This is a genomic window from Xanthomonas sp. NCPPB 2250 (assembly GCF_056725265.1).
Genome location: NZ_CM161520.1, coordinates 580,465 through 606,673 on the forward strand (window position 1 = coordinate 580,465; position 26,209 = coordinate 606,673).

The 26,209-nt window shown below is 70.0% G+C and carries 13 protein-coding genes and 2 pseudogenes; 12 read left to right on the forward strand and 3 right to left on the reverse strand.

Features of this window, described 5'->3' with window-relative positions:
* Positions 1-11: 11 nt before the first annotated feature.
* From AC1PMG_RS02550 to AC1PMG_RS02565, 4 genes are read left to right on the forward strand one after another with little or no spacing between them, the layout of a single operon-like run.
* Positions 12-1,541: a tryptophan halogenase family protein gene (locus tag AC1PMG_RS02550; RefSeq protein WP_481110541.1), complete on the forward strand. Its 1,530-nt coding sequence runs from the start codon at positions 12-14 to the stop codon at positions 1,539-1,541.
* Between the two features lie 24 nt (positions 1,542-1,565).
* The gene (xylB, locus tag AC1PMG_RS02555; protein WP_481110542.1) at positions 1,566-3,098 is read left to right on the forward strand and encodes a xylulokinase; all 1,533 of its coding nucleotides are present in this window, start codon (positions 1,566-1,568) and stop codon (positions 3,096-3,098) included.
* Between the two features lie 44 nt (positions 3,099-3,142).
* Positions 3,143-4,477 (forward strand): xylose isomerase, encoded by a 1,335-nt coding sequence (xylA, locus tag AC1PMG_RS02560; protein ID WP_481110543.1) that lies wholly within the window; start codon positions 3,143-3,145, stop codon positions 4,475-4,477.
* Positions 4,478-4,499: 22 nt separating this feature from the next.
* Positions 4,500-7,052: a glycoside hydrolase family 3 protein gene (locus tag AC1PMG_RS02565; RefSeq protein WP_481110544.1), complete on the forward strand. Its 2,553-nt coding sequence runs from the start codon at positions 4,500-4,502 to the stop codon at positions 7,050-7,052.
* Positions 7,053-7,066: 14 nt separating this feature from the next.
* Here AC1PMG_RS02565 and AC1PMG_RS02570 read toward each other — a convergent pair whose 3' ends face one another.
* A complete protein-coding gene (locus AC1PMG_RS02570; RefSeq protein WP_481110545.1) occupies positions 7,067-8,125 on the reverse strand; it encodes a LacI family DNA-binding transcriptional regulator in 1,059 nt (352 codons plus the stop codon).
* Positions 8,126-8,236: 111 nt separating this feature from the next.
* On the opposite strand from AC1PMG_RS02570, the gene AC1PMG_RS02575 reads away from it, so the two are divergent.
* From AC1PMG_RS02575 to AC1PMG_RS02600, 6 genes and pseudogenes are all read left to right on the forward strand, one after another.
* Positions 8,237-10,378, forward strand: coding sequence for an alpha-glucuronidase family glycosyl hydrolase (locus tag AC1PMG_RS02575; RefSeq protein ID WP_481110546.1), 2,142 nt, complete (start codon positions 8,237-8,239; stop codon positions 10,376-10,378).
* A pseudogene (locus AC1PMG_RS02580) lies at positions 10,375-12,366 on the forward strand (sialate O-acetylesterase). The gene AC1PMG_RS02575 and the pseudogene AC1PMG_RS02580 overlap by 4 nt, the downstream one beginning before the upstream one ends.
* Positions 12,366-14,057, forward strand: coding sequence for a glycoside hydrolase family 43 protein (locus AC1PMG_RS02585; RefSeq protein WP_481110547.1), 1,692 nt, complete (start codon positions 12,366-12,368; stop codon positions 14,055-14,057). Before AC1PMG_RS02580 ends, AC1PMG_RS02585 begins: the two are co-directional and overlap by 1 nt.
* Positions 14,058-14,059: 2 nt before the next feature.
* Positions 14,060-16,753, forward strand: coding sequence for a glycoside hydrolase family 3 C-terminal domain-containing protein (locus AC1PMG_RS02590; protein WP_481110548.1), 2,694 nt, complete (start codon positions 14,060-14,062; stop codon positions 16,751-16,753).
* A gap of 22 nt (positions 16,754-16,775) precedes the next feature.
* Positions 16,776-18,242: pseudogene (locus AC1PMG_RS02595) on the forward strand (MFS transporter); the annotation flags it as partial.
* Positions 18,237-19,244: a glycoside hydrolase family 43 protein gene (locus tag AC1PMG_RS02600; RefSeq protein WP_481111594.1), complete on the forward strand. Its 1,008-nt coding sequence runs from the start codon at positions 18,237-18,239 to the stop codon at positions 19,242-19,244. The pseudogene AC1PMG_RS02595 and the gene AC1PMG_RS02600, both read left to right, overlap by 6 nt.
* Positions 19,245-19,648: 404 nt before the next feature.
* Here the strand turns inward: AC1PMG_RS02600 and AC1PMG_RS02605 are convergent, their stop codons facing one another.
* A complete protein-coding gene (locus tag AC1PMG_RS02605; RefSeq protein ID WP_481110549.1) occupies positions 19,649-20,752 on the reverse strand; it encodes a dipeptide epimerase in 1,104 nt (367 codons plus the stop codon).
* Entirely contained in the window at positions 20,749-22,143 is a 1,395-nt protein-coding gene (locus tag AC1PMG_RS02610) for a C40 family peptidase (RefSeq protein WP_481110550.1), read from the reverse strand. The genes AC1PMG_RS02605 and AC1PMG_RS02610 overlap by 4 nt, the downstream gene beginning before the upstream one ends.
* 343 nt (positions 22,144-22,486) lie before the next feature.
* On the opposite strand from AC1PMG_RS02610, the gene AC1PMG_RS02615 reads away from it, so the two are divergent.
* Together AC1PMG_RS02615 and AC1PMG_RS02620 are read left to right on the forward strand one after the other, a co-directional pair.
* Entirely contained in the window at positions 22,487-25,273 is a 2,787-nt protein-coding gene (locus AC1PMG_RS02615) for a TonB-dependent receptor plug domain-containing protein (RefSeq protein WP_481111595.1), read from the forward strand.
* Positions 25,274-25,358: 85 nt separating this feature from the next.
* The gene (locus AC1PMG_RS02620; protein ID WP_481110551.1) at positions 25,359-26,159 is read left to right on the forward strand and encodes an N-acetylmuramoyl-L-alanine amidase; all 801 of its coding nucleotides are present in this window, start codon (positions 25,359-25,361) and stop codon (positions 26,157-26,159) included.
* Positions 26,160-26,209: the final 50 nt, after the last annotated feature.

Here is a 26,209-nt window from a genome sequence, read left to right on the forward strand (position 1 = left end):
GGGAGCTTGCCGTGAACCTTGCCAACACGACGGACGGACGCATCCGCAAGGTCGTCATCGCCGGCGGCGGCACCGCGGGCTGGCTGGCCGGCTGTGCGCTGGCGCACCAGTTCCGCGATCGCCTGGACATCACCCTGGTGGAGTCCGAGCAGATCGGCACCGTGGGCGTCGGCGAGTCGACCGTGCCGCCGATCCGCACCTTCCACCGCTTCCTGCAGATCGACGAGCAGGAGTTCCTGCGCGCCGTGGCCGGCACGTTCAAGCTGTCGATCTCGTTCGAACATTGGCGCCGTCCCGGCGACCGCTTCATCCATCCGTTCGGCACCATCGGGCAGGGCACCTGGGCCACGCCGTTCCATCATTTCTGGCTGGACAGCCTGCGCCGCGGCATGCCGTCGGACCTGGGCGATTTCTGCCTGGAAAGCATCGCCTCGCGTGCGGACAGGTTCTCGCTGGAGACACAGCCGCAGGTCAACTACGCCTATCACTTCGATGCCGCGCTCTACGCCAAATTCCTGCGCAGGAAGGCCGAAGGCCATGGCCTGCGCCGGGTCGAAGGGCAGATCCGCGAGGTGCGGCAGCATGCGCACGACGGCTCCGTCGCGTCGCTGCTGCTGGAAGACGGGCAGCTCATCGAGGGCGACCTGTTCATCGACTGCACCGGCTTCCGCGGCCTGCTGACCGAGCAGACCCTGCACACCGGCTACGAGGACTGGCGCGACTGGTTGCCCAGCGATCGCGCCGTTGCGGTGCAGACCGAGGCGGTCGCGCCGCCGGTGCCCTATACCCGTGCCATCGCGCACGAGGCCGGGTGGCGTTGGCATATCGCCCTGCAGCACCGGGTCGGCTGCGGACTGGTGTTCTCCAGCCGCCACATGTCCGACGACGAGGCGCATGCCAAGCTGCTGCGCGACGTCGACGGCCCGCCGTTGCGCGATCCGTGGCTGGTGCCGTTCCGCAGCGGGCGCAGGCTGAAGGCCTGGAACAAGAACGTGGTGGCGCTGGGCCTGGCCAGCGGCTTCATCGAGCCGCTGGAATCGACCAGCATCCACCTGACCATCAGTGCCGTGGTGCGGCTGATCCAGCTGTTTCCAAGCGACGGCATCAGCCCGGCGCTGGTGGAGCTGTACAACACGGTCAGCCGCCAGGAGATGGAGCACGTGCGCGACTTCATCATCCTGCACTACCACGCCACCCAACGCGACGAGCCGATGTGGAAAGCCTGCCGCGAGATGGCGCTGCCCGAGTCGCTGGCGATCCGGTTGCGCGCCTGGCGCGAGCGCGCGCACGCCTGGCAGGACCCCGGCGAACTGTTCCGCGTGGACTCCTGGACCAGCGTGTTGCTGGGGCAGGGCATCCAGCCGGGGCCGCCGCACCCGCTGGCCGCCACCCTCGACGACGCCGATCTGCGCACGCTGCTGGCGCGGATCCGCCAGCCGCTGCAGCAGGCGAGTGCGGCGATGCCATCGCAGGCGGAGTTCATCGAACGCTATTGCAAGGCGTCGCCGGACGTCTGGCAGCGGAGCGTGTCCCTGGCGTAACAGCACACACGCTGTTGTCCAAAAATGATAGCGCTAACTAGAAGTGGAGGCGACGTGGAAGAGCGGGAACTGGTGGCCGGAATCGATGCGGGGACGCAGAGCCTGAAGGTCGTGGTCTACGACCCGGTCGGGCGCAGCGTCGTGGCCAGCAGCAGTGCGCCGCTGGAGTTGCATTCCGCCGCCGATGGCAGCCGTGAACAAAACCCGACCGACTGGGTCGCGGCCCTGCAGGCCTGCTTCCAGGCCATCGCTCCGTCGCTGCGCTCGCGCCTCGCCGCGTTGGCGGTGTCGGGCCAGCAGCATGGCTTCGTTCCGGTCGATGCGGCAGGCGAGGTGCTGGCACCGGCCAAGCTGTGGTGCGACACCAGCACCGCGGCCGAGTGCGGGCAGATCATGGACGCGGTCGGCGGCGTGGCGCGCACCATCGCACTGGCGGGCAATCCGATCCTCACCGGCTACACCGCCTCCAAGCTGCCCTGGACCAAGACGCACCGGCCCGAGGCCTATGCACGGCTCGCCACCATTCTGCTGCCGCACGACTACCTCAACTTCGTGCTGACCGGCCAGCGCTTCTGCGAATACGGCGATGCGTCGGGCACGGGCTGGCTGGACGTGCGCACGCGCACCTGGTCGACCGACCTGCTGCGCGCCACCGATCCGCAGCGCGACCTGGCGGACTGCCTGCCGCGCTTCGCCGCGCCGGATGCCTTGTTCGACATCGCACCGGCCGCGGCCAGCCTGTTCGGCCTGCCGACGACGCTGAAGGTCGCCGTCGGCGGCGGCGACAACATGATGGCGGCCATCGGCACCGGCTGCGTCGTGCCCGGTCGCCTGGCGATGAGCCTGGGCACCTCGGGCACCCTGTTCGCCTACTCCGACACGCCGGTGGTCGATCCGGACGGTGCGTGGGCCGCGTTCTGCTCGTCGACCGGCGGCTGGCTGCCGCTGATCTGCACGATGAACTGCACCGTGGCGACCGAACAGGTCGCCGCCGCATTCGGCTTCAGCACCCGCGATGGCGACACGCATCTGCAGGCCACCACGCCCGGTGCAGACGGCCTGGTGATGCTGCCGTTCCTCAATGGCGAGCGCACGCCGGACCTGCCGTTGGGCAAGGGCCTGCTGGCGGGCCTGGACACGGCCAACATGACCCCGGCCCACCTCTATCGCGCGGCGATGGAAGGGGCGACCTACAGCCTGAAGTACGGCTTCGACGCGTTCGTGCGCGCCGGCATGCAGTTCGAGCGCATCGTGCTGACCGGCGGCGGCAGCAACAGCGGCGCGTGGCGGCAGCTGGTGGCCGATGTGTTCGGCCTGCCGGTGGACGTGCCGACGCAGCCGGAAGGCGCGGCGTTCGGTGCGGCCTTGCAGGCGCTGTGGGCCGTCGGCCTGGCGCGCGGCGATGCCGCCTCGATCGCCGACATCGCGCAGCGGCACGTGGCGGTGGATCCGCAACGGTCCGCCCGCCCGGATCCGGCGCGCACCCAGGCCTATGCCGCGGCCTATGCGCGCTTCCTGCGCCATCTCGACGCCTGCCTGCCGCTGTTCCGCGGCTGATTTCCCGTTTCGCACGCCCTCCCACCACGACAGGAACCCGCACCATGCATACCCAGCCCTTTATCGGCGCCAAGGAATACTTCCCCGGCATCGGCTGCATCCCCTTCGAAGGCCGCGGCTCGGACAACCCGCTGGCCTTCAAGGTCTATGACGCGAACAAGGTCGTCGGCGGCAAGACCATGCAGGATCACCTGCGCTTCGCAGTCTGCTACTGGCACACCTTCTGCAATGCCGGGCAGGATCCGTTCGGCCCGGGGACGCGCCACTTCCCGTGGGAGGGCGGCGCGCCGATGGCCAGCGCCGAGGCGAAGGTGGATGCGGCGTTCGAGTTCTTCACCAAGCTCGGCGTGCCGTACTGGTGCTTCCACGACATCGACCTGGCGCCGGACGCCGACGATGCCGGACAGTACGAGAAGAACCTCAAGCACATGGTCGGCCTGGCCAAGGCGCGCCAGGATGCGACCGGGATGAAGCTGCTGTGGGGCACGGCCAATCTGTTCTCGCATCCGCGCTACATGAACGGTGCCGCGACCAATCCCGATTTCGCCGTGGTGGCGCGCGCCGCGGTGCAGGTCAAGGCGGCGCTGGAGGCGACGGTGGAACTGGGCGGCGAACACTACGTGTTCTGGGGCGGCCGCGAAGGCTACGCCTCGCTGGTCAACACGCAGATGAAGCGCGAACTCGAGCACTTCGCGCGCTTCCTCACCATGGCGCGCGACTACGGCCGCAGCATCGGCCTGAAGGGCAACTTCCTGATCGAGCCCAAGCCGATGGAGCCGATGAAGCACCAGTACGACTTCGACAGCGCGACGGTGGCGGGCTTCCTGAAGCAGCACGGCCTGGACAAGGACTTCAAGCTCAACATCGAAGCCAACCACGCCACGCTGTCCGGCCACACCTTCGAACACGACCTGCAGGTCGCCTCCGACCACGGCCTGCTGGGCAGCATCGACGCCAACCGCGGCAATGCGCAGAACGGTTGGGATACCGACCAGTTCCCCACCGACCTGTACGACACCGTCGGCGCCATGCTGGTGGTGCTGCGCCAGGGCGGCCTGGAAGGCGGCCTGAACTTCGACGCCAAGGTGCGTCGCGAGTCCACCGAGCTCGAGGATCTGTTCATCGCCCACATCGGTGGCATGGACGCGTTCGCCCGCGGGCTGGAAGTCGCCCATGCGCTGCTCAACGACTCGCCGTGGGAGCAGTGGCGCCAGGAGCGCTATGCCAGCTTCGACAGCGGCGCCGGCCAGGACTTCGCGCGTGGCGCGCTCGGCCTCGCCGAGCTCGCCGCATTGGGCGCGAAGGGCGGCGAGCCGCGGCAGATCAGCGGCCGCCAGGAGCGCTACGAGAACCTGATCAACCAGTACCTGCTGCGCTGAGCGCGGCGGCAAGGAGAGCGCCGTGACCGACACCCATTCCACACGCAACACCGGCGCGCTGCTGGCCGGGCTGCTGCTCGCGCTTGCGGTCTGCAAGGGCGACGTCCAGGCCGCGGCGCCTGCCAAGGCGAATGCCAGCGCCTGGCCCAGCGTGACCTGGCCGCTGCCCGAGGATCCCGCGCTGGAAAAGCGCCTCAGCGACCTGATCGCCACCATGACGGTGGAGGAGAAGGTCGGCCAACTGGTGCAGGGCGATATCGGCAGCCTCACTCCGGAGGATGTGCGCAAATATCGCCTGGGGTCGATCCTGGCCGGCGGCAATTCCGATCCCGGCGGCCGCTACGACGCCGCGCCGGCCGAGTGGCTGGCGCTGGCCGATGCGTTCTATGCGGCGTCGATGGACACGTCGCAGGGCGGCAAGGCGATTCCGGTGCTGTTCGGCATCGATGCCGTGCACGGGCAGAGCAACATCGTCGGCGCCACCCTGTTCCCGCACAACATCGGCCTGGGCGCGACCCGCAACCCGGAACTGCTGCGACGGATCGGCGAAATCACCGCACTGGAAACGCGTGCCACCGGCATGGAATGGACCTTCGCGCCGACCGTGGCGGTGCCGCAGGACGACCGCTGGGGGCGTACGTACGAGGGCTATTCCGAGTCGCCGGACGTGGTGGCCAGCTACGCGGGGGCGATGGTCGAGGGGCTGCAGGGCAAGGTGGGCACGCCGGACTTCCTCGATGGCCGCCATGTGATCGCCTCGGTCAAGCATTTCCTGGGCGATGGCGGCACCACCGACGGCCGCGACCAGGGCGACACCAGGATCGGTGAGGCCGACCTGGTCCGCATCCACGCCGCCGGCTATCCCCCGGCCATCGCCGCAGGCGCGCAGACCGCGATGGCCTCGTTCAACAGCGTCAACGGCGAAAAGATGCACGGCCACAAGGCCTACCTGACCGATGCGCTGAAGGGACGCATGCACTTCGGCGGCTTCGTGGTCGGCGACTGGAACGGCCACGGCCAGGTCAAGGGTTGCACGCCCACCGATTGCCCCGCCACCATCAACGCCGGCTTGGACATGGCCATGGCCTCGGACAGTTGGAGGGGGTTCTACACCACCACGCTGGCGGCGGCGAAGAACGGCACCATCTCGCAACAGCGCCTGGACGATGCGGTGCGCCGGATCCTGCGGGTCAAGATGCGGCTGGGCCTGTTCGAGGCGGGCAAGCCGTCGTCGCGTGCGGTCGGTGGCCAGTTCGCGCTGATCGGTGCGCCGGCGCATCGCGCGGTGGCACGGCAGGCGGTGCGCGAGTCGCTGGTGCTGCTGAAGAACCAGGGCGGCGTGCTGCCGCTGTCGCCGACGCAACGCATCCTGGTGGCCGGCGACGGCGCCAACGACGTCGGCAAGCAAGCCGGCGGCTGGACGTTGAACTGGCAGGGCACCGGCACCACCCGCAAGGACTTCCCGAACGCGGACACCATCTACGAGGGTTTCGCGCAGCAGGCCAAGGCCGCAGGTGGCGAGGCCATGCTGTCGGTGGATGGCACGTACACCACCAGGCCGGACGTGGCGGTGGTGGTCTTCGGCGAGAACCCCTATGCGGAGTTCCAGGGCGATCGGCCGACCCTGGCGTACAAGCCGGGCGACGACACCGACCTGGCGCTGATCAAGCGGCTCAAGGCCGATGGCATTCCCGTGGTTGCCGTGTTCCTCAGCGGGCGCCCGCTGTGGGTCAACCGCGAACTCAACGCCGCCGATGCCTTCGTGGCGGCGTGGCTGCCGGGTTCGGAAGGTGCGGGTATCGCCGACGTGCTGCTGCGCAACCCGCAGGGCGGCGTGCAGCACGACTTCAAGGGCAAGCTGAGTTTCAGTTGGCCGCGCACGGCCACGCAATACGCCAACAACGTGGGGCAGAAGGGCTACGACCCGCTGTTCGCCTTCGGCTTTGGCCTGCGCTATGCCGACAACGGCAATCTGGCCAGGTTGCCCGAGGTATCCGGCCTCACCGGTAACGAAGGTGCGGCCGGGGTGTTCTTCGTCCGCGGCGCGGCCGGCCCGGGCATGGCGCTGCGCCTGGAAGGCAGCACCGGCCAGGGCGTCACCGTCACCGGCGTGCCGGAATCGCTCGACGGCGCGCTGCTCAAGGTCACCGGCGTGGACCACCTGGCGCAGGAGGATGGCCGCCGCCTCGCCTGGGCGGGTGGGCGCGAGGCGGTGGTCGCGCTGCAGTCGCATACGCCGCTGGACCTGCAGCGCGAAAGCAACGGCGACCTGATGCTGGTGACCACGCTGCGCGTGGACGCCGCCCCGCAGGGCGAGGCGTGGCTGGCGGTCGGCTGCGGCAGCGGCTGCACGGCGCGGGTGGCGATCGGACCGACGCTGGCAGCCCTGCCGGTCGGCCAGTGGAAGCGCGTGGGCGTGCCGCTCAAGTGCCTGGCGGCGGCCGGCGCGGATCTGAGCAAGCTGGACCGCCCCTGGGCGTTGACCACGGCGGGCGCGATGACGCTGTCGGTGTCGCGGGTGGCGCTCGGCGCGTTGAACGAAGCGGAGAGCACCGTCGCATGCCCGAGCGCGTGAGCCTGCGTGCTGCGTCAGCGCCCCTTGGGTGGGCCGGCGACCGAACCGCGCAGCACCAGCCGGTGCGGGACCACGTGGTCGCTGGACACGCGTGCGTCGTCGCGCTTGCGACGGATGCTGCGCAGCAGGATGTCGATGGCGGCATCGGCCATCGAGGCGATCGGTTGGTGGATGGTGGTGAGCTCCGGCCAGACGGTGGTGGCGGCCGAGGTGTCGTCGAAGCCGACCACCGACAGGTCGCGCGGCACTTCCAGGCCGCGCCGGTGCGCGACGGAGATCGCCGCCGCGCCCATGTCGTCGTTGCTGGCGAAGATCGCGGTCGGCGGCCGTCGGTGCGACAGCAGCTTTTCGGCGGCGGCCAACCCCGAGCGGTAGGTGTAGTCGCCCTGCTGGACCAGGCCGGGTTCGACCTTCAGCCCGGCCTCCTGCAGCGCGGTGACGAAGCCCTCGTAGCGCCGCGCGCTGGCGCTGAGGTCCTGGCGCCCGCGGATGAAGCCGATGCGCCGGTGGCCGTGCTGGATCAGATGCTCGGCCATCTCCTTGCCCGCATGGAAGTCGTCGATGCGCACGCAGGAGATCGCGTCGCTGAGACGCCCGGCGGCGATCGCGATCACCGGGATGCCGGCCTTCACCAGTTCGCTCACCGCCGCCTGCGATTCGCACAACGGCGGCGGCAGGATCACGCCATCCACGCGCCCGCCCAGGGCACGTGCGGCCTTGCGCTCGGCGTCGGGGTCCAGGTCTTCCCAGTAGTGGATGACCAACTGGATGGCGGCGTTGGACGCGACGCGCAGCAAGCCGACCAGCAGCTCGCGCAGGTAGGCGCCGCTGGGATTGGTGTAGATCAGGGCGATGCGGGTGTGCTGCGCGGCGGCCAGCGAACTGGCGGCCAGGTTGGGCGTGTAACCCAGCTCGCGCACCGCGCGCATCACGCGCTCGCGCGTGGCATCGCGCACCTTGCCCTGGTTGATCGCGCGCGACACCGTCATCGGCGAAACCCCGGCCAAGGCCGCCACCTCGTCGATCGTCACCCCGCTGGTCTTGCGGCGGACCGCTTTCTTCGGCTTGTCCAAAACGCGTTCCCTTTGTTGTTCCTGACGCTGCCGCGCCGCGGGTACGCCGTCAGCTTACAAGGTTTGCTGGCGGCGCTTGGGCGCCGTCCGTATGTCATGCGGTGTCAGTGGATGGCGTGTGCTGCCATGGTGCTGATGGCCTGCGCGTGCAGCGTGCGCGCGGAGGACGGCGCTGCGCTATGGCTGCGTTACCTGCCCTCGCAAGGCGCCGCAGGTGCGGATGACGCCGCGCACCTGTACGAGGTGGTGGCGCCGGCGCGGACGCCGACGCAGCGTGTGGCGCGCGACGAGCTGGTGCGTGGCCTCACCGGCCTGCTGGGGCGCGCCCCGGCGACGCGTGCTTCCGCAAGCGGCGATCATGCGGTGGTGCTGGGCACGCCGCAGTCGTCGCCAGCGCTCGTGCCGTTCCGCGAGGAGATCGCGTCGTTGGGCGAGGAGGGCTACCTGCTCAAGCGCACCCGCATCGACGGGCACGCGGTGGTGCTGGTGGCGGGACGCCGGGACATCGGCGTGTTGTACGGGGTGTTCCATCTGCTGCGATTGCTGCAGACCGGCGCGCCGCTGGACGCACTCGCGGTGCATGAGTCGCCACGGATCCAACGGCGCGTGCTCGACCATTGGGACGACCTGGACGGCCATGTCGAGCGTGGCTATGCGGGGCGCTCCTTGTGGGACTGGCAAAGCCTGCCGGAATGGCGCGACCCGCGTTACACCGACTACGCGCGCGCCAACGCCTCGATCGGCATCAACGGCACCGTGCTCAACAACGTCAACGCCAACGCGCAGAGCCTGGCGCCGGTCTATCTCGACAAGGCGGCGGCGCTGGCGGACGTGTTCCGGCCCTACGACATCCGCGTCTACCTGAGCGCACGCTTCAGCGCCCCCATCGAGTTGGGCGGGTTGAAGACCGCCGATCCGCGCGACCCGGCCGTGCAGCGCTGGTGGCGCGACAAGGCCGATGAGATCTATGCGCGCATTCCGGATTTCGGCGGCTTCCTGGTCAAGGCCAATTCGGAAGGCCAGCCCGGCCCGCAGGACTATGGCCGTTCGCATGCCGACGGCGCCAACCTGCTGGCCGATGCGCTGGCGCCGCACGGCGGCGTGGTGATGTGGCGGGCCTTCGTCTACGCCCACGACGTGCCGGTGGACCGCGCCATGCAGGCGTATACCGAGTTCGTCGGCCTCGACGGCGCCTTCCGCCCGAGCGTGATCGTGCAGGTCAAGAACGGCCCCATCGATTTCCAGCCGCGCGAGCCCTTCCATCCGCTGTTCGGCGCCATGCCGCGCACGCCGCTGATGCTGGAATTCCAGATCACCAAGGAGTATCTCGGCTTCGCCACGCACCTGGTGTACCTGGGGCCGTTGTACGAGGAAGTGCTGCGGGCCGACACCCACGCGCGCGGCGCAGGTTCCACGGTGGCGGACGTGGTGGACGGCTCGCTGGAAGGCCATGCCCTGACCGGCATCGCCGGCGTCGCCAACATCGGCAACGACCGCAGCTGGAGCGGCTCGCACTTCGAGCAGGCCAACTGGTATGCCTTCGGTCGTCTCGCCTGGAATCCGCACCAATCCGCCCGCGCCATCGCCGCGGAATGGGCGGCGATGACCTTTTCGCCGGCGTCCGAGGTGGTGCAGCCCATCGTCGGGATGATGATGGGCTCGCGCGAGGCCGCGGTGAACTACATGACCCCGCTGGGCCTGCACCACCTGATGGCGCGCGGCCACCACTACGGCCCCGGCCCCTGGGTGGACGGCGGCCCGCGCGCGGACTGGACCTCGGTGTACTACCACCGCGCCGATCGCGACGGCATCGGCTTCGACCGCACCGCCCGCGGCAGCAATGCGGTGAGCCAGTACGCGCCGGACGTGGCGGCCGTGTATGGCGATCCGGCGCGGGTGCCCGAGTCGCTGCTGCTGTGGTTCCACCATGTGCCGTGGGACCACCGCATGGCCTCGGGGCGCCCACTATGGGACGAACTGGTCGGCCGTTATGCGCTGGGCGTGCGCCAGGTGCAGGCCATGCAGGCCACCTGGGACGGCCTGCGCGGCAAGGTGGACGACGAGCGGCATGCGCAGGTGGCGGCGTTCCTGCGCATCCAGTTGCGCGAGGCGCAGTGGTGGCGCGATGCCAGCGTGGCGTACTTCCAGTCGGTGAGCGGACGGCCGTTGCCTGCAGGCGAAGCACCGCCGCCGCATCCGCTGGCCTGGTACCAGGCGCTGCAGTTTCCTTCCGCACCCGGAGATGGACGATGAAGCCGACCATGTGGAGGGGCTGGCTGCTGGCGGCGGCCTTGGCAGGCTGCGCCACGCCCTGCATGGCGCAGCACGCGGTGCCACCGCTGTTGCATCCGCTGTTCCAGGACCACGCCGTGCTGCAGCGCGACCGGCCGCTGCCGGTGTGGGGCCATGCCGCGCCGGGTGCCACGGTGTCTGTGACCTTCGCGCGGCAGTCGGTCAGCGCACGTGCCGACGCCGGCGGCCGCTGGCGTGCCACGCTCAAGCCGGTCGCTGCCGGTGGGCCTTACGACATGACCGTGCGCGCGGGACAGGATCGCCAGGTCGTGCGCGATGTGCTGATCGGCGATGTCTGGCTGTGTTCGGGGCAGTCGAACATGGAGCTGCCGGTGTGACGCGCGCTGGATGCGAGCCGCGAACTGACCGCGGCCGCCCAGCCGAACATCCGCCTGTTCACCGTGCCGAAAGCCGCGGCGGTGACGCCGCAGGATGCATTCGCGGCCGCCTTCGCGTGGCAACCCGCATCGCCGGAGACGGTGCGGGAGTTTTCCGCCGCCTGCTTCTACTTCGCGCGCGAGCTGCAGAAGACGGTCAAGGTGCCGATGGGGCTGATCCAGGCGGCCTGGGGCGGCGCGCGGATCGAGGCCTGGACCAGCGCCGATGCGCTGCGCGCACAGGGCGGCATGGACGAGGCGCTGGACGTGCTGGCGCTGTATGCCACCGATACCGTCGCCGCGAGCGCACGCTGGGGCCGGCACTGGCAGCAGTGGTGGGCCACGCGCGCCGGTGCCACGCCGGGCGATACGCCCTGGCAGCCCGGCGCGGACCGCACCGGGTGGCAGGACGCGCCGGCCGCGCTCGGCGCCTGGGAGCGCTGGGGCGTGCCCGCGCTCGCCGACTACAACGGCATGGTCTGGTACCGCACGCAGGTCACCCTGACCGCCGCGCAGGCGGCGCAGGGTGCACGGCTGGTGCTGGGGCCGGTCGATGAGACGGACATGACCTGGGTCAATGGCGTGGCCGTGGGCAGCCAGAACGCACCGAGCGATCCACGCCGATATGCGCTCCCGCCCGGCCTGTTGCAGGCGGGCAGCAACACGGTGGTCGTCAACGTGCTGGATACCTACGGCGAGGGTGGACTGGCAGGCCCCGCGAGTGCCCACGCCGTGCAGTTGGACGATGGCACGCGGATCGTCCTCGATGGGCATTGGCAGTACCGTGTGGCACCCGATCCACAGGCCCCGCCGCTGGCGCCGTGGCACGCGGCCTCCGGCATGTCGACGCTGTACAACGGCATGATCGCGCCGCTGGGCAACGACGGCCTGCGCGGGATCGTGTGGTACCAGGGCGAATCCAACACCGGCGACGGCGCGGCCTATGCAACGCGGTTGCGTGGCTTGCGCGACGACTGGCGCCGTCAATTCGGTGCAAAGATGCCGCTGCTGGTGGTGCAGCTCGCCGGCTACGGCCTGCCGCCCCAGGCACCGACGGAGAGCGGCTGGGCGCAGGTGCGCGAGGCGCAGCGCCGCGTCGCGGCCGAAGGCCCGCACAGCGGGCTTGCGGTGGCCATCGACATCGGCGATGCCTACGACATCCATCCGCCCAACAAGCAGGAACTGGGGCGGCGCCTGGCGCGGGTGGCGCGCCACGTGGTCTACGGCGAGCGCGCGCTGGCGCCGTCCGGCCCGATCCCGCGCTCGGCAGCGCGCACGCAGGCCGGGGTGCGCATCGTGTTCGACGACGTCGACGGCCGCCTGGTCACGACCGGGGCGAGCGGCCCCATCGGCTTCGAACTCTGCGATGCCCAGGCGCAGCGCTGCACGTATGCCGACGCGGCGCTGGACGGGCACACCGTCGTCCTGCGCAGTCCTCAGGCCGCCGCCGCCGCCGCCGCCGCCGCGCGCGTGCGCTACTGCTGGGCCGACGGCCCGGTCTGCACGCTGCGCGACAGTGCCGGTGCGCCGGCAGGACCGTTCGAGCTCTCACTCTCCGAAGGAGTTCCCTGATGCGCCCGTTGCTCGCCACGGCCGTCCTGCTGTTGTCCGCTGCGCTGCAACCGCTGTGGGCGGCACCTGCGCCACCGGTCTACTTCGACTGGTTCGACTACGCCGGGCACGACGCGGCCTTCGATGCGCCGTTGCCTGCCGGGCATTACCGCAACCCGATCCTGGCCGGTTTCCACGCCGACCCGAGCATCGTCCGCGCGAACGGACGGTTCTACCTGGTCAATTCCAGCTTCACCTACTTCCCCGGCATCCCGGTGTTCGAGAGCGTCGATCTGGTGCACTGGAAACAGATCGGCAACGTGATCGACCGGCCGACGCAAGTCGACTTCGATGGCCTCAGCGTGTCGCGCGGCATCTTCGCGCCGGCCATCGCCCACCACGACGGCGTGTTCTACGTGGTCACCACCGCCGTGGACAGCGGCGGCAACTTCATCGCCAGCGCGCGCGATCCCGCCGGGCCCTGGTCGGATCCGCACTGGCTGCCGGGCATCGGTGGCATCGACCCGTCGCTGTTCTTCGACGCCGACGGTCGCGTCTATCTGCTCAACAACGACGTGCCGCCCGGTCCGCCGCGCTACGACGGCCATCGCGCGATCTGGATGCAGCAACTCGACCTGGCGACCTTCACCCCGGTGGGGCCGCGCAAGGTGCTGATCGACGGCGGGGTGGAGCCGGCGAAGAACCCGATCTGGATCGAGGGGCCGCACCTGTATCGCCGCGACGGCTGGTACTACCTCTCCGATGCCGAGGGCGGCACCGGGCCGCAGCACTCCCAGGTGGTGCTGCGCAGCCGCGACGTGTGGGGTCCCTACGTGCCGTACGCAGGCAATCCCATCCTCACCCAGCGCGACCTGCCCGACGAGCGGCCGCTGCCGATCGCCAATGCCGGGCATGCGGACATGCTGGAAGGGCCGGACGGTTCCTGGTGGGCCGTGTTCCTCGCCAGCCGCACCTACGACGTGCGCCACTACAACACCGGGCGCGAGACCTACCTGCTGCCGGTGCAGTGGCGCGACGGCTGGCCGGTGATCCTGCCGGCCGGGCAGGCCATCCCCTATGCGGTCAAGGCGCCGTCGTGGATGCAGGGCGAGGCGTCGCAGGCGCCGTCCACCGGCAACTTCGTCGAGCGCGACGAGTTCGATGCGCCGACGCTTGGCCGCGGCTGGTTGCGCGTGCGCGTGCCCAGGCAGGACTGGGCGGACCTGCGCACGCGTCCGGGCAGCCTGGCCGTGCATCCGCTGCCGGAGAACCTGGACACCTTGCGCAACCCCGCCTTCCTGGGGCGCCGCCAGCAGCATCTGCGCTTCGAGGCCAGCACCGCACTGACGCGGCCGGCGGCGGGCGTGGCGGCAGGGCTTGCGGCGTTCCAGAACGAGGATTGGTGGTACTTCCTTGGCGTGCGCCGCGTGGGCCGCGATCGCGTGACGGTCTTCCTCGAAGCGCGCGCGGGCAAGGGCGCAACCAGGACGCTGGCCAGCCGCGAACTGGACGCGTCCAGCGCGCTGCGCCTGAAGATCTCCGGTGACGAAGGAAAGTACGCGTTCGCCTTCGACGCCGGCACGGGGCAAGGCTGGCAGACCCTCGCCGATGATGTCGACGGGACGGTGTTGAGTACGGATCGGGCAGGCGGCTTCGTAGGCGCACTGCTCGGTCCTTTCGCGCGCGACGAGCGCGCCTCGAGGAGCAAATGATGATGCGCAGGTCTTCCTTTCGTCGCGGCGTTCGTGGCCGCCTGTTCCGCACGCTGGCCCTGTGCGCCGCCATCACCCTGGCCGGCGTCGGCCATGCCGCGGACACCCCGCCGTGGCAAGACACCTCCGCCAGCTTCGAGACCCGGGCGGCGGCGCTGGTCGCGCAGATGACCCTGGAAGAGAAAGCGGCGCAGATGCAGAACGCCGCGCCGGCGATCGACCGCCTGGGCGTGCCGGCCTACGACTGGTGGAACGAAGCGCTGCACGGCGTGGCGCGGGCCGGCCAGGCCACCGTGTTTCCGCAGGCCATCGGACTGGCCGCCACCTTCGACGTGCCGTTGATGGGGCAGGTGGCCACCACCATCAGCGACGAGGCGCGCGCCAAGCACCATCAGTTCCTCCGCGAGGGCGCGCATGGCCGCTACCAGGGGCTGACCTTCTGGTCGCCGAACATCAACATCTTCCGCGACCCGCGCTGGGGCCGCGGCCAGGAAACCTACGGCGAGGATCCCTATCTCACCGCGCGCATGGGCGTGGCCTTCGTGCAGGGGCTGCAGGGCGACGATCCGGTGTACCGCAAGCTCGATGCCACCGCCAAGCATTTCGCCGTGCACAGCGGCCCGGAGGCCGACCGTCACCACTTCGACGCCCGCCCCAGCAAGCGCGACCTCTACGACACCTACCTGCCGGCGTTCGAGGCGCTGGTGAAGGAGGGCAAGGTGGACGCGGTGATGGGCGCCTACAACCGCGTATACGGCGAGTCCGCCAGCGCCAGCCAGTTCCTGCTGCGCGACGTACTGCGCCGCGACTGGGGCTTCACCGGCTACGTGGTGTCGGACTGCTGGGCCATCGTCGATATCTGGAAGCATCACCATCTGGCGCCCAGCCGCGAGGCGGCCGCGGCACTGGCGGTCAAGAACGGCACCGAACTGGAGTGCGGCCAGGAATACGCCACGCTGCCGGCGGCGGTACGCCAGGGACTCATCCGCGAAGCGGAGATCGACGACGCGGTGACGCGCCTGTTCACCGCGCGCATGCGGCTGGGCATGTTCGACCCGCCCGAGCGCGTGCGCTGGGCGCGGATCCCCGCCTCGGCGAATCAGGCACCCGCGCACGATGCGCTGGCGCTGCAGGCCGCGCAAAAATCGCTGGTGCTGCTGAAGAACGATGGCGTGCTGCCGCTGTCGCGCGACCTCAAGCGCATCGCCGTGGTCGGCCCGACCGCCGACGACACCATGGCCTTGCTCGGCAACTACTTCGGCACGCCAGCGGCCCCGGTGACCATCCTGCAGGGCATCCGCGACGCGGCCAAGGGCATCGAGGTGCGCTATGCGCGCGGCGTGGATCTGGTCGAAGGGCGCGACGATCCGGGCGCCACGCCGCTGATCGAAGCGGCGTATCTGCGGCCTTCGGCGAATTCGCCGGAACGCGGCCTGCGTGGCGAATACTTCCGCACGCCCGATCTCTCTGGGACGCCGGCGCTGGTTCGCACCGACGCGCAGATCGGCTTCCGCTGGGACCGCGGCTCGCCGACCGACAACCTGCTGGCCCGCGGCGAAGCGGGGCCGGGGCAGGGCATTCCCAACGATCATTTCAGCATCCGCTGGAGCGGCCAGCTGCTGCCGCCGGTCTCGGGCCGCTACCGGATCGAGGCGGCCGCCGACGATGGCTTCCGTCTCTATGTGGACGGCAAGCTGGTGCTGGATCACTGGACCGACAGCGACCGCATGCGCGCCGACGGCGTGGATCTGGACCTGCAGGCGGACCGTGCCTATGCGGTGAAGCTGGAGTACTACGACGCCGAGCGCGACGCCGGCGTGCGCCTGGGCTGGCGCATGCCCGGGGCGAAGCCGCCGTTCGAGGAGGCGCTCGATGCCGCGCGCAACGCGGACGTGGTGGTGTTCGTCGGCGGCCTGACCGGCGATGTCGAGGGCGAAGAGATGAAGGTCGACTACCCGGGCTTCGCCGGCGGCGACCGCACCGACCTGCGCCTGCCTGCGCCGCAGCGCGCCTTGCTGGAAGCGCTGCACGCCACCGGCAAGCCGGTGGTGATGGTGCTGACCGGCGGCTCGGCGCTGGCGGTGGAGTGGGCGCAGGCGCATCTGTCGGCGATCCTAATGAGTTGGTATCCCGGGCAGCGCGGCGGCACCGCGGTGGGCCAGGCGCTGTTCGGCGAGGTCAATCCCGCGGGCCGCCTGCCGGTGACGTTCTACAGGGCGGATCAGGCGCTGCCGGCCTTCGACGATTACGCGATGGAAGGCCGCACCTACCGCTACTTCCGCGGCACCCCGCTGTATCCGTTCGGCCACGGCCTGTCGTACACGCGCTTCGACTACGGCAAGCTACGCGTGGATGCGCCGCGCATCGCCGACGACGGACGCCTCAAGGTGCAGGTGGAGGTGGCCAACACCGGCAAGCGCGCCGGCGACGAAGTCGCGCAGCTATACGTGCGGCGGCTGGCGGCCGCACCCGGCGACGCGCAGCAGGCGCTGCGCGGCTTCCAGCGCGTGCGCCTGGCCCCGGGCGAACGGCGGACCCTGACCTTCGAGCTGGACGCGCAACAGGCGCTGCGCCAGTACGACGATGCGCGCGGCACCTACGTCGTGCCGGCAGGGAGCTACGAAGTACGGATCGGTGGTTCCAGCGCCGATGCCCGCGTGCGTGGGCGCTTCACCTTGGAGGCACGCCGTGACTGAGCCCCGCAGTGCGGAGACCGCCGTGCACGTGCTGTCGGTGCGGGAGAAGCTGGGCTACAGCCTGGGCGACCTGGCGGCGAACCTGATCTTCCAGACGCTGATCACCTACCTGGCCTTCTTCTACACCGACGTGTACCGATTGCCGGCCGCCACGGCGGCAACGATCATCTTCGTGATCGGCCTGCTGGGCGCCTTCGTGTTCACCCCGCTGATCGGCATTGCCGCCGACCGCACGGCCACCCGCTGGGGCAAGTTCCGGCCCTGGATCCTGTGGACGGCGATCCCGTTCGGCGTGCTGTCGCTGCTCGCCTTCAGTACGCCGGAGCTGGGCGCGCGCGGCAAGGTGCTGTACGCCCTGACCACCTACGGCCTGCTGATGCTGGTGTACGCGGCCAACAACCTGCCGTACTCGGCGCTCAGCGGCGTGCTCACCGGCAACATGGCCCAGCGCAACAGCCTGTCGGCCTACCGCTTCGTGGCGGTGATGATCGCGCAGTTCATCATCCAGGTGCTGCTGTTGCCGCTGGTGCTGATCCTGGGCGACGGCGACAACGTGCGCGGCTTCGAGCGCCTGATGACGGTGTTCGCGGTGGTGGGCACGCTGTTCTTCCTGATCACCTTCGCCACCACCCGCGAGCGCATCGTCCCGGCCAAGGAACAGAGCGCCGGCGTGCTGCAGGACCTGTCCGACCTGCTGCACAACCGGCCGTGGAAGGTGATGCTGGCGCTGACCGTGCTGGTCTTCGTCAACCTGGCACTGAAGGGCGGCACCTACATCTACTATTTCCAGTACTACCTGAGCGAGGCCGCGCTGGCGGGCTTTCTCGACGCCTCCGGCTTCAACGGCTTCATCGGCGGCGTCAATGCGCTGCTCGGCGGCTGGGGCCTGTCCGGCTTCACCTGGCCACAGGATCCGGCGACCTCTGCCTTCAGCCTGTTCAACGCCTGCGGCATTCTGTGCATGATCCTGGGCATCGGCTTCTCCCGGCCCCTGGCCGACCGCTTCGGCAAGCGCGATGCCTTCGGCGGCGCGTTGCTGGTCTCCACCCTGTTCCTGCTGGCGTTCTACGTGTTTCCGCCCACGGCGATCGGCGTGGCCTTCGGCGCCTTCATGCTGCACGGCTTCTGCTACGGCATCACCATTCCCTTGCTGTGGGCGATGATCGCCGACGTCGCCGACTACTCGGAATGGAAGAACCACCGCCGCGCCACCGCGATCATCTTCTCGGCGATGCTGTGCGGGCTGAAGATCGGGCTCAGCATCGGCGGCGCGCTGGTCGCCGGCATCCTCGCGCACCACGGCTACCAGGCGGGCGCCGAACAGCAGCCGCAGGCCGTGGTGGACGGCATCCGCCTGACCGTGAGCGTGTATAGCGCCATTCCGTTCCTGGTCGCGGTGGCGCTGTTGTTCTTCTACCGGATCGACAAGCGCATGGAACGTCGCATCGAACACGATCTGCAGGCGCGGCGCCAGGGAAGCGACGTGAGTGACCTCAGCGACCTGGGCCACCTCGCGGCACGCGCCATCTCACAACCGCTGGTCACCCATATCTACACGGCCGATCCGTCGGCCCATGTGTTCGAGGGACGCCTGTACCTCTATCCGTCGCACGACATCGACAGCGGCGCGCCGTTCGACGACGACGGAGGGCATTTCGGCATGGAGGACTATCACGTGCTGCGCATGGACACGCCCGAAGGCGCGGTCACCGACTGCGGCGTCGCCCTGCATGTGCGCGACGTGCCCTGGGCCAGCAGGCAGATGTGGGCGCCGGACGCGGCTACCCGCGACGGCCGCTATTACCTGTACTTCCCCGCCAAGGACACGCAGGGTCTGTTCCGCATCGGCGTGGCGGTGGCCGATCGCCCGGAAGGCCCGTTCGCCGCCGAACCCGAGCCGATCGCGGGCACCTACTCGATCGACCCGGCCGTGTTCGAGGACGACGACGGCACGCACTACCTGTGCTTCGGCGGCATCTGGGGCGGCCAGCTGCAGAAGTACCGCGACGACCGCTACGACGCGGCACACACTGAACCCGAAGGCGATGCGCCGGCACTGGGTCCGCGCATCGCCAGGCTGGACTCGGGTATGACGCAGCTGGCGGAGCGCACGCGGGAAATCGTCATCCTCGACGAGCACGGACAACCGCTGCGCGCCGACGACCACGCGCGCCGCTTCTTCGAGGGACCGTGGCTGCACAAGGACCAGGGCCGGTATTACCTGTCGTACTCCACCGGCGACACGCACCTGCTGTGCTACGCCATTGGTGACAGTCCGTATGGCCCGTTCACCTATCGCGGCGTGCTGTTGAAGCCGGTAGTGGGCTGGACCACGCACCACTCCATCTGTGCGTTCCAGGGGCGCTGGTTTCTGTTCTACCACGACGCCCTGTTGTCCGGCGGCGTGACCCACCTGCGCTCGGTCAAGTGCACACCGCTGCACGTCGAGCCGGATGGGAGCATCCGCACTGTCGATCCCTATGGAGGCTGAAAGGCCGTGGTCTAGTGACATTGCGCCGCCTGCGGAGTTGGCGGGCGGCGCATTGGCCTCCTCTAGGCGTCGGCTGCCATGCAGCCGAGGCGAGCGAAGTGCTATGCGTTCCGATGGCGCGATGCGTCGGGACTGAAGTCCCTCCCACAGTGCACTCGATGTGTTCCCCGCGAGCCCCTGTGGGAGCGACTTCGGTCGCGACGAGTTAAGCCATCCAATGACCGATTGCGACAGCAGTCGGGACTGAAGTCCCTCCCACAGTGCACCCGGCAGGCTCCCCGCAAGCCCCTGTGGGAGCGACTTCAGTCGCGACCAGTGAAGCCATCCAATAACCGATTGCGACAGCAGTCGGGACTTAAGTCCCTCCCACAATTGCGACAGCCAGCCAGCCAGGCGCGGCGCCGTTACACCAACCGCGGCAACAGCTCCAACCCCCGGATCTCGCGAATCCCCAACCCCGGCGCCTCGCCGATGCGGATCTGCGCCTCGTCGAACTGCACGCCGCCCACCACCGGGTCGAACGCGCCCAGCGACGGCCCGTCCAGGTCCACCTTGGTGATGACGTCCGCGCGCGCCACCGCCAGGTGCGCCGCCGCGGCCACGCCGATGCTCGATTCGAGCATGCAGCCGATCATGCACGGCACGCCGTACACCGCCGCGATGTCGGCGATGCGCAGCGCGTTGGACAGGCCGCCGGCCTTCATCAGCTTGATGTTGACGATGTCCGCCGCGCGCCGCTGCAGCAGCGCGATCGCCTGCGCCGGCGAGAACACGCTTTCGTCGGCCATCACCGGGGTCTGCACGCGCTCGGTCACGTACTGCAGGCCGTCCACGTCGCCAGCCTTGACCGGCTGCTCCAGCAGTTCCAGCGTGACCCCGGCATGTTCCAGTGCGTGCATCGCCTGCACCGCCTGCTTCGGCGTCCAGCCCTGGTTGGCGTCCAGCCGCAGTTGCGCGCGATCGCCGACCGCGGCGTGGATCGCCTTGACCCGCGCGATGTCCTCGGCGAGATCGGTGCCGATCTTGATCTTCAGTGCCACGAAACCGCGCGCCAGCGCCGACAGCGCGTCGGCCACCATCGTGTCCACGGCATTCACGCTGATGGTCAGGTCGGTGGTCAGGTGCGGCGTACCGCCGCCGAGCAGCCGGTACAGCGGCGCGCCGTGCTGCTGCGCCCACAGGTCGTGCACGGCGATCTCCAGCGCCGCCTTGGCGCTGCTGTTGTGTTCCAGCGCGCCCTGGATCAGGCCGCGCAGGCGCTGCAGGTCGGCGATGTCCTCGCCGATCAGGCGCGGTGCCAGGCAGCGTTCGATCGCCGCGATGATCGATCCGTGGGTGTCGCCGGTGATCGGCGGGGTGGCCGGGGCGCTGCCATGGCCGATCCGGCCATCGTCGGTGTGGACCATGACCACCACGTCCTCGATCGCCTGCACGGTGCGCAGCGCGGTCTTGAACGGGGTCTTCAGCGGCACGCGCAGCATGCCCAGGCGGATCTCGGTGATCTTCATTCGGCGGTCGGCGCGTGCAGGCGCTGGATGCGGGTGATGCGGTCGATGAAGGGCGTGCCGTCGCCGAGCAGCAGCGGTTCCAGCGGCGTCACCGACACACCGTTGAGGCGCACGCGTTGCACCTGCCCGGCGGCGTCGCGGTAGCTGGCGCCGGCCACGTCGTGGATCACCCAGGTCTGGCCGTCTTCGTGGCCGATCACCAGCATCACGTGGCCGGGGATGTAGACCAGGTCGCCGACGCGCAGTTGCGCCAGCGCCTGTTGCCGCTGCGGCAGCGGGTCGGTCGCGGCGTAGGGCACGGGCGCAAGCGCCGGGCTGCGCGCCTGGTCGCCGGTGTTGCGCGGCAGCTCGATGCCGAGGCTGCGATGCAGATCGACGACGAAGCCGCTGCAGTCGCGCGCGTCGTAACTGTTGCCCCAGCCGTAGCGCTCGCCGAGGAACTTGAACGCCTGCTGCAGCAGCATCTGCGGCGTGGCCGGCAGCGGCGCCTCGGCGACGTCGGCGCTGCGCGGCACCAGCGCCGGCACCAGTTGCAGGCGTCCGTCGCGGTCGCGCAAAGGCAGCTGCACCACGTAGGCGGCCAGCGGCGACTGGCCGTTGATTACCTGCTGCGGTGGCCAGTCGCGCAGCAGCGGCAGCACGCTGCCCATGTCCAGGGCCACCTGCGAGGCGGCCGGCAGCTCCGGGGTGAACACGGTGGCCGCGCGCGCACCGGTCACCAGCAGCCGCGGTGTGCGCTGCGCGTACGCCAGCACGCTGGTGCGGTCACTCTCGGCCACGCGGTCGCGGGCGATCCACGCGGCATAGTTGTTCGCCAGCACGAACAGCCACTGCCCATCGGCGCTGGCGTGCAGGATCGCCACCGGGCTGCCCGGATACAGCGCCGATTCCTGGAAGCGGTCGATGTCGCGATCGGCGCGGTCGCTGAACACACGCTCGGCGGTCGGGAAGCGCCGCAGGTCGGCGCGTTGCACCACCAGCGCGTAGCGCGGCTGCACCTGCGTCGGCAGCGCATCCAGCGCCAGCGCGCGCTGCAGCGCCTGCAATCGCGCGGCGTCGAGTGCGCCGCCCTGGATGTCGTAGAGCGTGCGCGTCGGCGGCGCCGACAGCGCCAGGATCCGCGCGCGCACCTGCGCGCCGGGCAGTTGCGCCGGCAGAGCCGCCAGATCGTGCATCGACGGATCGTCGCGCAGCAGTCGGGCGTTGAACGCGGCGCGCTGCGTCGCCTCCAGCAGCGGGGGCGACGCCGCCGGCAGCCGCGCGATCCAGTGCGCGGCCTGCAACTGCGCCGGCTGTGCCTGCAGCGGCATGGCCTCGGTGGCGCGTGCCGTGGCGAAGGCGCCGCTCGCCGCCGCGGCGAGCAACAGGCACAGGCCGCGCATCGTGATCATGGGATCCCACTGTCTGGAAAGAAGGCCGGCGCTTGCTGCGCGCCGACGCCAGGATCTTCGATTCCCGGTTTTTTCCTGTCAAGGCGCTGCGTTGACAGGTTTTGCGAGCGCGTGTTACATCCGAATGCGCGGGGGGCGCGTGGCGATAGCGCTGGGGAACGTGCAAGCACCGCACGGCAGCGCCGCGTCCGCTCGGCAGCATGCAGGAACCCGCAACACGATGGCCGCGTACCGCGCACGGGTCATCGCCGTGTGCGTGGACGCCAGGGACAGGCGCTCGGCCGTGGCCGCGCCCGCGGCGTTCGCGCCATCCACCCGCGCCATGCAGGAGAGCCGCGTGCCCATGCGAATCGTTCGTCGTCCTTTTCCCTTGTGGTCCGTGCGCGTGGCGCTGGCGTCGCTGACGACGCTGGTCGCGGCGTTGCCGGCCGCGGCGCAGGAACAGGCGGCGACGCCGCGCGATCTCGATGCGGTGCTGGTCACCGGCTCGCGCATCGCCCGCGCGCAGGTGGAAGGTCCGGCGCCGGTCACCGTCATCACCGCCGAGGACATCCGCAAGCAGGGTTTCGGCACGGTGTGGGAATCGCTGGGCACGCTGACCCAGTTCAGCGGCAGCACCTTCAACGAGAGCGACCAGACCGGCAGTTCGCCCAACGGCCAGTACCTCAACCTGCGCGGGCTGGGGCCGGGCTATCAGTTGATCCTGCTCAACGGCAAGCGCATGGCCGACTACCCGCAACCCTACGGCGCCAACGGCACCGCGGTCAGCCTGGGCAGCATCCCCGCGGCGGCGGTGGAGCGCATCGAGGTGATGAGCGGCGGCGCCTCGGCCATCTACGGCTCCGACGCGGTGGCCGGCGTGGTCAACATCATCACCAAGCGCGATTTCCAGGGCGACAGCCTACGCGTGCGTGCCGGCACCACCACCCGCGGCGGTGGCGACAGCGGGCAACTGCAGTGGACCGGCGGTCGCCGCGGCGAGGGCTGGAGTGTCACCTACGCCTTCGAGCGGCTGGATCGCGAACCCATCGTCGCCCGCCAGCGCGACTTCATGGATTCCTACGACGACCATCCGGCCAACAAGGCCGACCCCAGCTCGCCCAACGTGTCCATCTCCGGCGTCTACCTGCGCCGCGGCACCACCTATCTGTGGCCGCAGGCGGGCACGCTGTCGACCTCGCCGCAGGCGCTGGCCGCGGCCTGCACCGCGACCAATCCGGCCTTCCGGGCCTACCGCACCAGCGACAGCCTGCCCGCGCCCAACCGCTGCGGTGCGTTCGACTACTACGCCGGGCGCTCGGTGCAGAACGGCTACGGCAAGACTTCCGCCTACTTGGCCGGCGATGCCGAGCTCGGCCACGACGTCACCGCCTACGCGCAACTGCTGGCCAACCGTTCCGAGGACAAGAGCTCCAGCCAGACCCACTACTACATCGGCGAAGGCGCGTTCACCGCCTACGATCCGGACCTGGGCCTGGTCACCGCGCAGCGCATCTTCCTGCCGGACGAGGTCGGCGGCATCAAGACCATCGACTACGACGAGCGCAGCTGGAATCTCAATGCCGGCGTCCGCGGCAAAGCGCTCGGCGGGCGCTTCGACTGGGACGCCAGCGTGTCGCTGTCGCGCTACGACATCACGACGCGGCGCCCGCGCTTCCTCACCAATGCGGTGCGCGATTACTACTTCGGGCCTGTGCTGGGCTATCGGCCGGACGGCACCGAAATCCGCCGCGTGCGCCCGGACCGGCTGTTCGCGCCCGGCAGCCCGGGGCTGTACCAGCAGCTCACCACCGAGGTGGTCAGCCGCGGCGAATCGGCCACCGACCAGGCCCAGTTCGTGGTCAGCGGCGACCTGTTCGAACTGCCGGCGGGCATGGTGCAGATCGCCACCGTGCTGGAAGCGGCGCGGCAGACCTACGACCTGCAGCCCGACCCGCGCACCACCGTCGACTACACCGGCAGCGAGCGCATCTACAACCTCACCCAGACCCCGGGCGGCGGCCCGCGCAAGCGCTACGCCGCCGGCCTGGAGCTGCGCGTGCCGATCGCCAGCCGGCTCAGCGCCACCCTGGCCGCGCGCTACGACGCCTACGACGACATCACCGCCGTCGATGGCGCGGCCACCTGGCAGGCCGGCCTGGAGTGGCGTCCGTTCGACACCCTGCTGCTGCGCGGCAGCCACGCCACCAGCTTCCGCGCGCCGGACCTGCTGTGGATCTACGCCGGCACCAGTGCCAACAACCCCACTGTGGTCGACGAATACCTGTGCCGTCGCGACGGCCTGGATCCGTTGTCGGCGGCCTGCGCGAGCGCGCACGAGTACCAGACCTTCTCCACCCAGGCGTCCAATCCGCTGCTGCGCGAGGAGACCGGCAAGTCGACCACGCTCGGCGCGGTGTGGGATGCACTGCCGACGCTGTCGCTGAGCCTGGATTACTACCGCATCGAACTCAAGGGCCGGGTCGAAGCCATCTCCAGCGAAACCCTGCTGGAGAACAACGCCAACTGCCTGCTCGGCCGCGACCGCGCCGGCGCCGCGGTGGACACCGCCTCGGCGGCCTGCCGCTTCTACCTGGACGCGGTCACGCGCAGTCCCGGCACCGACCTGACCAGCGAAGGCCAGATCACCGCGTTCAAGACCTTCCCCATCAACCAGTCGCTGATGCGCACAGACGGCGTCGACGCCAGCCTGCGCTACGACCTCGACCTCGGCGCCTGGGGCACGCTCGGCCTGCAGGGCGGGCTGACCCGGGTGCTGCGGATGGAGGTGGCGCAGTTCGCCGGCGCGCGTCCGGTGGACGTGATGAACGACGTCGACTACCTGGCGTTCCGCACGCGCAGCAACTGGCGCGCGAACTGGAGCCGCGGCGACTGGTCGGCCAGCGTGTACGGCTACCGCTACGGCTCGCGGCCCGACTATGCCGAGCGCGGCCGGGTCGCGCCCTACCTGGTGTGGAACCTCGACCTCGCCAAGCAGATCACCGACAAGGCCACCGTGGGCCTGAGCGTGCTCAACGTGTTCGACGCGCTGCACCCGCGCGACGACACCTACACCACCTGGCCGTACTTCCCGCGCGTGTACAGCGCGATCGGCCGGCAGTGGTATGTCAACTTCAACTACCGCTTCTGAGCGTGCGCGTGGCCGTCGACGCGCGCTTGCACGCCGCCGACGCGCCGATTGCGTACGCTTGTGCGTCCCCGACCAGGAAGTGTCCATGACCCGCGTTCCCGTGCCGTCCCTGTCCGCCGTGCGCCGGCTGCTGCTGCTGGGCACGCTCGCGTTGCTCGGGGCCTGCGCGCACGCGCCGCAGCGCAATCCGCTGGCCACCTGGGTGCCGTCGCCGAACTACGACGCGCGCCGGCCGATCCTGATCGTCATCCACTACACCGACCAGCACTCGGTGCAGCAGAGCCTGGATACGCTGCGCTCGCACAACAGCAAGGGCAAGGTCAGCGCGCACTACCTGATCGGCCGCGACGGCACGCGCTACCAGCTGGTCGCCGACCAGGACCGTGCCTGGCACGGCGGCGCCGGGCGCTGGGGCAGCATCACCGACATCAACTCCGCCTCGATCGGCATTGAACTGGACAACGACGGCAAGACCCCGTTCGCGCAGGAACAGATCGCCAGCCTGCTGGTGCTGCTCGAGGACCTGTGCACGCGCCTGCGCATCCCGCGCACCCAGGTGGTCGGCCACGAGGACTTCGCGCCCTCGCGCAAGGTCGACCCGGGTCCGCTGTTCCCGTGGAAGCGCCTGGCCGACGCCGGCTTCGGCCGCTGGCCGGCCGCCGACACGCCGCCGGCGCCCCCCGGCTTCGATCCGTGGCAGGCGCTGGCGCTGATCGGCTACCCGGTCGACGACCGTGCGGCGACCCTGCGCGCCTTCCATCACCACTACCGCGGCAACGACGCTACCGCCTTCGACGACGAAGACCTGCGGATCCTGTACGCGCTGACCCAGCCGCTGCTGGCGCGGCCGCAGCCGGTGCCGGCGATGGAGCCGGACGCGCCCTGAGCCGGGGCGCTGCGGCGTCGGCGCCGGTCTCGGCGGCGTGCACGCCTGTC